The 11,903-nt window shown below is 36.7% G+C and carries 9 protein-coding genes; 4 read left to right on the top strand and 5 right to left on the bottom strand.

Features of this window, described 5'->3' with window-relative positions:
- Positions 1-124: 124 nt before the first annotated feature.
- The gene (locus LRP84_RS16865) at positions 125-388 is read right to left on the bottom strand and encodes a CD3324 family protein (RefSeq protein WP_230576148.1); all 264 of its coding nucleotides are present in this window, start codon (positions 386-388) and stop codon (positions 125-127) included.
- Positions 389-890: 502 nt separating this feature from the next.
- Between LRP84_RS16865 and LRP84_RS16860 the strand changes: the two genes are divergently transcribed.
- Positions 891-2,525, top strand: coding sequence for a putative polysaccharide biosynthesis protein (locus tag LRP84_RS16860; RefSeq protein ID WP_230576147.1), 1,635 nt, complete (start codon positions 891-893; stop codon positions 2,523-2,525).
- Positions 2,526-2,931: 406 nt separating this feature from the next.
- Positions 2,932-3,780, top strand: a complete 849-nt coding sequence (locus LRP84_RS16855; protein ID WP_230576149.1) for a pentapeptide repeat-containing protein — start codon at positions 2,932-2,934, stop codon at positions 3,778-3,780.
- Positions 3,781-3,853: 73 nt separating this feature from the next.
- Here LRP84_RS16855 and cysK read toward each other — a convergent pair whose 3' ends face one another.
- Both cysK and LRP84_RS16845 read right to left on the bottom strand, forming a co-directional pair.
- Entirely contained in the window at positions 3,854-4,771 is a 918-nt protein-coding gene (gene cysK, locus LRP84_RS16850) for a cysteine synthase A (protein ID WP_230576146.1), read from the bottom strand.
- Positions 4,772-4,797: 26 nt separating this feature from the next.
- The gene (locus LRP84_RS16845; protein WP_230576145.1) at positions 4,798-6,006 is read right to left on the bottom strand and encodes an MFS transporter; all 1,209 of its coding nucleotides are present in this window, start codon (positions 6,004-6,006) and stop codon (positions 4,798-4,800) included.
- 267 nt (positions 6,007-6,273) lie between these two features.
- Here LRP84_RS16845 and LRP84_RS16840 point away from each other — a divergent pair, with 267 nt between their 5' ends.
- Positions 6,274-6,834: a GNAT family N-acetyltransferase gene (locus LRP84_RS16840; protein ID WP_230576144.1), complete on the top strand. Its 561-nt coding sequence runs from the start codon at positions 6,274-6,276 to the stop codon at positions 6,832-6,834.
- A gap of 54 nt (positions 6,835-6,888) precedes the next feature.
- On the opposite strand, the gene hflX is transcribed toward LRP84_RS16840, so the two are convergent.
- The gene (gene hflX / locus LRP84_RS16835; protein WP_230576143.1) at positions 6,889-8,151 is read right to left on the bottom strand and encodes a GTPase HflX; all 1,263 of its coding nucleotides are present in this window, start codon (positions 8,149-8,151) and stop codon (positions 6,889-6,891) included.
- Between the two features lie 642 nt (positions 8,152-8,793).
- Positions 8,794-9,588: a polyphosphate kinase 2 family protein gene (locus tag LRP84_RS16830; RefSeq protein ID WP_230576142.1), complete on the bottom strand. Its 795-nt coding sequence runs from the start codon at positions 9,586-9,588 to the stop codon at positions 8,794-8,796.
- Between the two features lie 372 nt (positions 9,589-9,960).
- Here LRP84_RS16830 and LRP84_RS16825 point away from each other — a divergent pair, with 372 nt between their 5' ends.
- Positions 9,961-11,784, top strand: coding sequence for an APC family permease (locus LRP84_RS16825; RefSeq protein ID WP_230576141.1), 1,824 nt, complete (start codon positions 9,961-9,963; stop codon positions 11,782-11,784).
- Positions 11,785-11,903 lie beyond the last annotated feature (119 nt).

Genomic DNA, 11,903 nt, shown 5'->3' with positions numbered 1-11,903 from the left:
TCGGTAACGGCAGATAACTTGGTTTCTAAAGAGTATTTCGTCATAAAAAAACTGCACCTCCAATTGTTAGACTGTGTCTAACAATTGGGGTGCAATTCAATACTCAGTGCTTTTTTATCTTTATTTATTTGGAATACACTATCTTTTTAATGGTTTCAATGGAGAGAAAATACTCTTCAGCTAGTTGATAAATTGATGTTCCGTTTTTAAAAGCATGTTTAATTTCTTTATTTCGATCATCAAGGTGCTTTCTTCCTCCAGAGCATGTACCCCATTTATGGTGAGCATTCTCTGGTTTTGGAATATAAATTGTTTCTCCTTGCACATACTTTTGAATTTCTACAATCAAATTTTCAGGTAAAACAGTCGCTGCTTTTACATATTTCATTTTTGCCCGCTCCTTATTTTTTATGTTTCATCTAAATAAGGTGCAAAGCCAACTATAGGAAAAATAATACAAGTCCATTTAGGCGATTGTATGTTAGATTATTTGTCTACCTCATGCAAAGTATCGCCTTTTCCATACTTGGCTTTGCATGAGACGCTGCAGTATCTGGCAATTTCATTGTAATCGCCATATCAACACCTCCCAATATCTCTTTGGAATCAACCTTATTATATGATAAATTTTTCCTAATTGCATCTTCATGCCTTTTTAAAAAATTGTATTATTAAGAAGTGTTAAAGCTACAATTGAAAAGGCTGACCCTAAAAAAACAAACTTATCCTACTTTTTTATAAAATTGTAACTTCCTACTAAAATTCCGCAAAAAAACACACTTTGTAAAGATACTGTAATAATAAATTTAGTATTTTACTTTATAAAATACCAAGACAAGTTTATAGTAGAAAAAGATGATTCTTAAGCAACATGAGTAGGAGGAAGTATTTTGTCTACTTCAAAAGTATTAAAAGGCACTGCCTTACTAAGCGGAGCCACAATAATTTCACGTATTTTAGGTTTTATTTATTTCTTCCCATTTCAAGCTTTAGTTGGGAGTGATGGAGTTGCTTTATATTCTTATGCATACTCCTGGTATGGGATTTTATTAAGCTTTTCAACAGCAGGTATCCCTATCGCCGTTTCAAAATTTGTTGCCAAATATAATGCTTTAGGAGATTATGGCACAAGTAAAAGATTATATAATTCAAGCTTAAAAGTAATGATGTTTATGGGATTCCTCGGTTTCTTAATTTTATTTTTCGGGGCACCTTATGTATCCGAATTAATTATTCGCTCTAAAACACCAGAGCCTGGATTCGTCGAGGATGTAACACTAACAATGCGCGCGCTAAGTTTTGCACTTATTATCGTGCCAGCGATGAGTGTTACACGCGGTTATTTCCAAGGTTTTCAGCATATGAAACCAAGTGCTGTTTCACAAGTTGTGGAACAAATTGCTCGTGTTATTTTTATTTTAGTTGGAAGCTTTATTGTTTCTAAAATATTAGGCGGATCGGTTGCATCTTCTGTAGCAGTCGCAACATTTGGCGCTGTTATTGGAGCAATTGCCAGTGTTTCCATGCTCGTTATGTATTGGAAGAAGTACAATGGACTACGCCCACCAGAAGGTGAACGAAAAGTGCGCTCTTCTTCGGCTTCCTTAACAAAAATGTATATGGAACTGCTTCGCTATGCGATTCCAATTGTTTTTGTCGGCATTGCCATTCCACTTTATACGTTAGTGGATCAATATACGGTTGCCGATGCACTGCAAGCAGTGGGCACACCACTTGATAAAGCAAATGCTATTTTTGCTTACATTACGAACTATGCTCAAAAACTTATTATGATACCAGCATCACTAGCAACAGGATTTTCTCTCACAATCATCCCGGCCATTACACAGTCATTTACGGGTGGTAAATTAGATCAGTTGCAAAATCAAATTGAAAAGATCTTCACAGTATTATTATTTTTCACAATCCCAGCATCATTTGGGCTTGCTAGCATCGCTTACGATGCATTTCGCATGGTATATTTCGATCACAATACAGCATTAGACGGGTCGCAATATTTAATCTCATTTGCCCCATCCGCTGTAATGAGTGCCATTTTCACCGTATCAGCAGCTATCTTACAAGGTATTGATTATCAGCGTAAAACGATGATTGCTTTTACTGCAGGTATTATTGTAAAAGTTCTTGTCAATACACCGCTTCTATATGCGCTAGGTGGACATGGTGCTGTATTAGGAACTATACTTGGTTACCTCGTTTCTGATGTAATCATGTTATACTGCATTGTGAAATATACGAAGTTTAACATTGTAAAGACTGGTAAAACCGTATTACTTATTACAATTTACTCTGCAGCAATGTCTGCTGTGGTAATTGGGGCAAAAACGTTATTAAAATGGTTAATCCCAGGACAAACATATATGGAGTCTTTAGTAATTGTGGTCATATGCGGTGCCCTTGGCGGACTTGTTTACTTCGCCTTTGTATTTACAAGCGGGCTCGCTTCTGACATTCTTGGTGATCGTATCAATCGTCTCCCATTGTTGAAAAAATTAAAACGATAAGCATTGAAAAGGTGTAACTTACATTTCAGGTTACACCTTTTTTTATTAAAATAAAGTAACTACCATTTTAGAAGGTGATATAATATGTATGATATTTATATAAAAAAGATGAACCAAAATATATTATCTTAATAAAAAGGGGATTTAGATTTGTCATATTGCATTAACGTGGTAGGTTAGTTGTAGTGAATACTTATCTAAAAGACATCTTTTCTAAAACTCCCCTAAATATAGCCAATAATTGATTGTTAAATTATTTAATTATAGTATTTGAATTGGAAGACGCTTTTTAATATAAATGAAGTACCAACTAAACTATTAATCTTGTATATTAAATTATAAAAGTAACTCAGAAATATAGGAGGTCCACATGTTGTTTGAGAACCATGATGATCCAAAACGCGACATGAGTCGTAATAATCTACGTGCCGACTGTGAAAACTGTTTCGGCTTGTGCTGTGTTGCGCTTCCCTTCGCAGCTTCGGCAGATTTTGCAATTGATAAAGATGCTGGCAAGCCCTGCCCTAATCTGCAGGCTGACTTTCGTTGCAGTATTCATAAAGACCTCAGACAGAAGGGTTTTAAAGGGTGTACCGTTTTTGAATGCTTCGGCGCAGGACAAAAGGTTTCCCAAGTCACTTTCGAAGGAATAGACTGGCTTGAAGGTCCAGAAAAGGCGCAGAAAATGTACAATGTGTTTCCAATTATGCAACAACTCCATGAAATGCTCTGGTATTTAACCGAAGCTTTAACATTGAAAGCAACTCGTCCGATTCACCAAGAGCTCAGCCTCGCGCTTGATGAGACGGAACGACTTTCTCAACTTAGTCCTGATTCACTCTTGGAATTAGACGTTCCATTACACAGAGCAAACGTAACCGCTCTGCTTTTAAAGACAAGCGAACTAGTATGGACGGAGGCACGTCGTCAACATAAGAATTCAAAAAAAAGCAAGAGGATGAACCATCGAGGAGCAGATCTTATGGGTGCAAAACTTAAAGGAGCAGATCTCAGAGGAGCAAATTTAAGAGGAGCATACCTTATTGCTGCTGACCTCCGAGGCGCCGATTTGAGAGCGGCTGACCTTATCGGTGCTGATTTACGAGACGCTGACCTTAGTGGGGCAGATCTCACAGAGAGTATCCTTCTCACCCAAGTTCAGATTAATTCAGCGAAGGGCGATGCACACACAAAATTACCTCACTTGCTTTCTCGTCCAACACACTGGTCTACTTTGAGCAAAAAAACAAATTAAAAGAATCCAAGATGCTACATATGTAACAAATAGAAAAAGAGGATGTATATCTCATATACATCCTCCATAGCAATCATTCAAATAACTCCATACTCAAATACCGCTCTCCTGTATCTGGCGCAATACATAACACTTTTTTCCCAGCACCTAGTCTTTTCGCTAGCGTAATCGCAGCAAACACAGAAGCTCCTGATGAAGGTCCAACTAAAATCCCTTCTTCTTTCGCAAGCTTTCTCATTGTCTCGATTGCGTCTTCATCAGCAATTTGAATAATTTCATTATAAATCTCCGTATTCAAGTTTTTCGGGATGAACCCTGGACTTGTTCCCACTAATTTATGAGGGCCCGGAGTACCACCTGATAAAACGGGAGATCCTTTCGGTTCCACAACTGCAATATATAAATTAGGAAGCTTTTCTCGTAATGTTTCTCCTGTCCCTGTAATGGTTCCACCTGTTCCAGCAGTTGCAACAAATGCATCTAACTCACCGTTCATTTGTTTATAAATTTCAACTGCTGTTGTAGTGCGGTGAATATCAGGGTTTGCTTGATTCTCAAACTGCTGCGGAATAAAGCTGCCTGGAATTTGCTGCTGCAACTCCAGCGCCTTTGCAATTGCCCCTGGCATCCGTTCAGTTGCTGGCGTCAATACTACTTCAGCTCCGTATGCCTTCAGCAAGTTAATACGCTCTTTGGACATGTTATCAGGCATAATAAGAATTGTTTTATACCCTTTCGCAGCTGCATTCATTGCCAATCCTATTCCAGTATTACCACTTGTCGGTTCAATAATTGTGTCACCAGGTCGTATGAATCCATTTTCTTCTGCCATATGAATTAAATTATAAGCTGCACGGTCCTTTACGCTACGTGACGGGTTAAACATCTCTAACTTTACATATATATCAGCCGCATCTTCCGGAACAATGCGAGATAAACGTACAACAGGTGTATTTCCAATTAATTCTGTAACGTTATGATATATTTTCATATTCAGGGCTCCTATTCCATCCATTTCTACATCGTTTTACGATCATTTGGCAGTAACCATGATGATAAACCAATTAACGGCAACATGCTACATAGCAGCATAATAAAGTTAAGACTATATATATCTGCTAATTTCCCAAGTACAACCGCTCCTAGTGCTCCAAGTCCAAATGCGAGTCCGACAATTAAGCCAGATACCATACCGACTTTTCCAGGAACAAGCTCCTGTGCATACACAACGATAACACTAAAACTACTAGAACTAATAAATCCAATACAGAGAAATAACGGGACAACCCAAATAAGCGAAACGTGCGGCAATAGCAGTGCTAGAGGTGCTGAACCGAGCATGGAAAACACAATAATATTTCGCTTTCCAAACCGATCTGCTAACGGCCCTCCAAAAAACGTTCCAAGCACGCCGGCAATCATGAAAGCAAACACATAAAACTGTGCATTTTTAATAGATAGTCCATAATGTTCAATTAAATAAAATTGATAAAAGTTTCCAATCCCTGCTCCGTACCATGAACGAACAAACGTTAAAAATACAAGTAAAACAATAACAAACTTAACCCGGCTGCTTATTACTAGACTTTCCGCTTCTAGTGCAGCTCGTTTCTTCCTTCTTACAGCCCCGCTTTCTAACTCCCCTTTATACCATGTAGAAACAAAGTATAATAAGACAATTCCGACCACCGCAAAGCCCGTAAACCAAATAGTTCCGATTTGACCAAGTGGTACAAATACGAGTGCCGTAAAAATTGGCGCAAGCGAATTCCCGGTATTTCCTCCTACTTGATAAATTGATTGCGCTAAACCACGCTTTGCTCCTGCTGCCATATAAGCAACACGTGCACCTTCTGGATGAAAGACAGCGGATCCAAGTCCAATAAATAAAACGGATAAAATAACAATAAAAAAGTTCGGTGCAAACGCAAGTCCAATCATCCCAAGCATGCTTGAGAACATTCCAAGTGGCAGTAAATACGGGGAAGGCTTCTTATCTGAATACATCCCAAACATCGGCTGCATAATGGATGATGTCATATTCAAAGCAAATGCAATCCACCCCACCTGCATATAAGATAAATTCATCGACTTTTCCAAAATTGGAAATAACGCTGGCACAACTGCCTGCATCGAGTCATTAAGAAAATGACCGAAGCTAATCGCAAATAAAATACGGTAAATCGTTGGTGTAGTCATCGCATTCGGCTTTTGTGCTGCCTGCATGTTACACGCTCCTCTCCTCCTGTGCTGAAAATAGCCTGTGTATATATTTCATACACCTGCTTATTTTTCTGACTTTTTAAACATTTCTTATTCTATACCTCTTTTTCACCTTTTTCCACTTCTCTGCTTACTGTCGTATGAAAAACACGTAAAAGCTGAAATCTAGTAAATACCCTTTTTTATTAGTTTTTAAAATTCAGAAAACCATTTACCATATACCCCCATTCAAGTATCATAATATAAAAGAACAAGTAAGGAGCGTTTCACATGAATCCATTATTATTAAATTTCCCTTCTGAATTTTATACTGAGAGGCTTCTCATACGAATGCCAAGACCTGGAGACGGAAAAGAAGTACATAATGCAATTAATGAGTCTATGGAAGCATTAAAACCTTGGATGCCTTTTGCTCAAAAAGAACAAACGGAACAAGAAGTAGAAGCAAATATTAGAGATTCTCATGTGAAATTCTTAGCACGTGAAGATTTACGGTTACTCGTTTTTCTTAAGGAGACAGGTGAATTTGTTGCTTCTTCAGGGTTACACCGTATTAACTGGGATATTCCAAAATTTGAAATTGGTTATTGGATTCATTCTCGTTTTAGCGGACAAGGATACATGACAGAAGCCGTTACAGGAATTATGGATTTTGCCTTTAATGAATTACAAGCAAATCGAGTGGAAATCCGCTGTGACTCAAGAAATGTAAAAAGTCGTGCCATACCCGAAAAATTAGGTTTTAAATTAGAGGGGATTTTAGAGAATAACAGCGTATCAGTAGATGACGCTGAATTAAGAGATACGTGCGTATATGCAAAGAAAAGATAACGAAAAAAGAGTTGCTATACAGCAACTCTTCTCTTCATATTTCAAACGAACCCTTTAGCGTATTACATACTTTTTATATTTTTCAAAATCACTTGTTTTACATTCCACAGTAATCTTCGTACCTTCATTTTCATAGTCTGTCGATAAAACATGAGCATGTTCGTTAAAATAAGAAATTAGCTGTCCTTGATCATAAGGAATTAACATTTCACATTGTATATAATCTTGATAAATTTGTGTACAAATCATTTGTACAAGTTCATCCATACCTACTTTTTGTTTAGCCGACAAATATACACGATTATCTTGCACCTTTGGAATTTCAATTTCCATAACATCCGCTTTATTATAAGCATAAATCGTTGGGATATTTTCAACACCGATTTGTTTTAACGTTTGATTTGTAATATCAATGAGATGCTCATAGTTTGGATTCGCATAATCCACAACATGAATGAGTAAATCAGCCTCCGCTACTTCTTCTAACGTCGAACGGAATGCTTTCACAAGATGATGCGGCAATTTACTAACGAAACCAACTGTATCTGTTAATAAAAATGATTTGTTATCTGGCAATTGAATATTTCGCACAGCTGTTTCGAGCGTCGCAAACAACATATCTTTCTCAAAGACTTGTTTTTCTTCAGATCCGTTAAACATTTCAAGCATCGCATTCATCGTTGTTGATTTACCAGCGTTCGTATATCCTACTAACGACACAACAGGTACTTCATTTTTCTTACGTTGTTTACGCTGCGTTTGACGATGCAAAGTAAGTGCTTCTAGTTCTTTATTTAGCGCTGCAATTTGCTCCTCAATCTTACGGCGATCAAGCTCTAGTTTCTTTTCCCCGACACCTTTGTTTCTCGTACCAACACCGCCGCTTTGTCTTCCAAGCGATTCGCGAAGACCAATTAAACGCGGCATCATATATTGTAAATGCGCGACTTCAACCTGTAATTGTGCTTCTTTTGTCTTTGCACGCTGCGCAAAAATATCTAAAATTAAAATTGTACGATCAATCACTTTACACTCTAAATCCTCTTCTAAATTTCGGATTTGTGAAGGCGATAACTCATCGTTGAAAATCACCATATTCGCATCGGCTTCTTTCACGAACGCTGACACTTCTTCAATTTTACCTGTTCCAATATAATGAGATGGGTTCACACGATGTAAATTTTGTGTAACTTGCCCTACCACTTCCACATCGCATGCTTCCGCTAAATTCGCTAACTCTTCCATCGAATATTCAAAATCACTTTGATTATTTAAATTCACTCCGACTAATATTGCTTTTTGTACTAACTTTTCCATATATTTATTCCTCCATTTCGATTACGCGCAAAATAAAAAACACAAGCTACTGCCTGTGTTTTTTATAAACGGATGAAAGCACGACAAATAAACATAAAAAGCATCGCTGCCGGCTTGTTCAATGGTCGTCAAATCCAGCATGATACACCAATTCTAAGAAATGTTTGTATACATGCATCATATCATTCTGTTTTTAAAGGCAAAACAAAAAGAGGGCGTATTCGTCCCTCCCTCTTTTCACATATAAGTTTAATAGGGTTCCTTTAAAGAGACAGACCAATCCCATTCACTCTGCACACAGACAGAGCCTTTGAGCGCTATTCAATTATCGGCACAAAGTATTGAGACGTAATCTGATTAAGATCAAAGGAGACCCCTCCGTTCATTAAAAGTTACATAAATTTTAGCACAGTTATATAGCTGACACAATAATAAACTCCATTTACTAGCATAAAAAAAATCGTTATTTTTCTATTTTATTCATCATTTTTTGCGCATACGTCTTATTATGAATACTCCTATAACAAATGAAAGAGAACTACTTGGATTCGATGAGCACTTAGCTACCACTTTATATGTATATAAAGTAATACTACAATCAGTTAAAAGGATTCATCCTACACAAATTTAACGACTTATATCTTACACTTGTTCAGTTTCCTCTTGCTTTGCTTCTTTCATTTCATGATAGTATGATGGCAGTTCTATGCCATGTTCTAAGAAATAGTCCTCAATTAATGAAATTATTACTTTCAATGTTTTCACACGCGCATACATTTTATCATTGCCAGGTATAATATTCCATCTTGCATTCGGTTTATCTGTTTTTTCAAACATATCTTCCATTGCCTCGACATATTCATCCCACTTTTCGCGATTGCGCCAATCTTCATCTGTAATTTTCCATTTCTTAAGAGGATTTTGCTCTCGCTCTTTAAATCTTGCTAACTGTTCATCTTTGCTAATATGATAGAAAAATTTCGCTACTATGTAATGATCATCTGTTAATAGTTTTTCAAAATCATTGATTTCATCATATGCTCTAGTCCACTCTTCCTTTATAGCGAAATCCTCTACGCGTTCAACCAATACACGACCATACCAAGAGCGATCGAAAATAGTGATTTGGCCATATTGCGGGATTTTCCGCCAGAATCGTTGCAGATAATGATAACGTTTTTCATGAGGGGCAGGCGCACCAATTGGATTTACTTGCAGTCCACGCGGATCAAGGTGCTCGGTAATTCGTTTAATTGCTCCCCCCTTTCCAGCAGCATCCCATCCTTCCATGGCCAAAATAACAGCTATTTTTTCTTCTCGTAAAATCTGCTGCAACGCTAGTAAACGCATTTGATACTTTTCAAGCTTCTTATTATATTTTTGTTTCGATTCAATTTTTTTGGTTAAATCTACTTTTGCAAGACGATCTTTTTTCATAATAGAATCCCCCTTTTTCAAACAATTAACATTATTTTAACCTACTTTTCAGTGTTTTGGGTATAGATATGCCAGAATGCTAACATGTATCACAAGCTATACCATTTACTTTAGGTAATATATCTTTGATACTTTGCTTATTTATAGTTTCTAAAAAGTAATCAAAAAAGAACTTTATTGAAATTATCTGTGCTAAGAGCGCTTTGTTCCTTGATTTAAATGACGCAATATCCCCATTAGTAAAAACCATTCTGTCACTGTTTTTTCAATTTATTATTAAAGGATAAAGAATTCATAATAAAAATATCTATTCACTCGCTATCAATTGTGATATTCTGTTCATTGGAAAATTTATATATTGGTGGTGCATCCATGTTTTCATCATTCAAAAGGTTTTTAATTGGTAGACCTCTTAAATCAAACGCCCTAGGTGAACAAAAATTAAACAAACTAAAGGCATTAGCTATTCTTTCATCTGATGCTCTTTCTTCTGTTGCGTATGGAACGGAACAAATTTTACTTGTTCTTACAACACTTGGATCGATTGCCTTTTGGTATTCCATTCCAATTGCAATCGGGGTTCTTATTCTATTAACAGCGCTTATTTTATCATACCGACAAATTATTAATGCCTATCCACAAGGAGGAGGGGCTTACGTTGTTTCTAAAACAAATTTAGGTATAAATGCTGGGCTCATAGCTGGTGGATCCCTACTGGTAGATTATATCCTTACCGTAGCTGTAAGTGTGTCAGCTGGGACAGATGCCATTACATCTGCGTTCCCAGTTTTACATCAGTACACCGTTCCTATAGCTATAATACTTGTTATTTTCATTACAATTCTCAACCTTAGAGGAATAACAGAATCTGCTTCTATTCTAGCTTATCCTGTTTATCTCTTCGTATTAGCACTCATTTTATTAATTACTGTTGGAGTGTTTAAAATTGTAACTGGACAAGCGCCAGCAACTTTACATACACCTATTGGTACTGCAGTACCGGGCGTTACATTATTCTTTTTATTAAAAGCATTCTCATCTGGATGTTCTGCATTAACAGGGGTAGAAGCTATTTCAAATGCTATTCCCAATTTTAAAGAACCTGCTGCTAAAAATGCAGCCAATACATTAGTTATGATGGGAGCCATTCTTGCAGTCTTATTTACCGGAATCACTGTTTTGGCATATTGGTACGGTATTGCTCCGAAACCTAATGAGACCGTTGTATCTCAAATTGCATCAGATATATTCGGAAGAAATTATGTTTACTACTTTATTCAAGGAACAACTGCCCTTATTTTAGTATTAGCTGCTAATACAGGATTCTCCGCATTCCCATTATTAGCTTACAACCTAGCATCAGATAAATACATGCCTCGCATGTTTTTAATGCGCGGTGATCGCTTAGGATATTCAAATGGAATTATGACATTAGGAATCGCTTCTATTATATTAATTATTGCGTTTCAAGGAAAAACAGAGCAACTCATCCCACTATACGCAGTTGGTGTATTCCTTCCTTTCACCTTGTCGCAAACAGGAATGATTGTAAAATGGTTACGCGAAAAACCAAAAGGATGGTTACCTAAATTACTAACAAATTTAGTAGGGGCGCTTATTTCACTATCTGTATTACTGATTTTCTTTATCACAAAGTTTACACAAGTATGGTCTGTCGTTATATTCCTGCCAATTATTGTGTACACCTGTCATCGTATTTATAAACATTACGATTCCGTTGGAGAACAACTACGTATCGATCCAAATGCAGTTTCTCACAAATTTGAAGGAAACATTGTCATCGTACCCGTTGCAGGAATCACAAAAGTAGTCGAACAATCCATTAATTATGCCGAGGCTATTGGTGATAATGTCATCGCCGTATATGTAGCCTTCGACAAAGAAAGTGAAATAAAAATGCAACAAAAATGGAAAGAATGGAAACCAGATGTTCGTCTTATTACAGTAGTTTCTTCTTACAGAAGCTTAATGAGACCTATAACAAAACTAGTAGCTATGATTCAAGAAAAAGCGCAGGAAAACCATCATTCAGTTACTGTTTTAATTCCACAGTTTATAACAAAAAAAAGTTGGCATAACATCTTACACAACCAATCAAGTGTTTTATTAAGGGTATACCTTTTATATAAAAAGAATGTTATTGTTTCAACTGTTCCGTTTCGATTTAAGAAATAGAATATACGATATTGAAATTTTTCTATCCTTTTATAAAAACGAGAGCCCTAACTACAAATGAGTTAGGGCTCTCATTTCTTAGTTTTCACATCACATTTGTAATATAAAAAACTATGCCC

This window comes from Bacillus rhizoplanae (assembly GCF_917563915.1).
Lineage (GTDB): Bacteria > Bacillota > Bacilli > Bacillales > Bacillaceae_G > Bacillus_A > Bacillus_A rhizoplanae.
The sequence above is the reverse complement of the archived record's forward strand: the minus strand, read 5'-3'. Positions and strand labels throughout refer to the sequence as shown.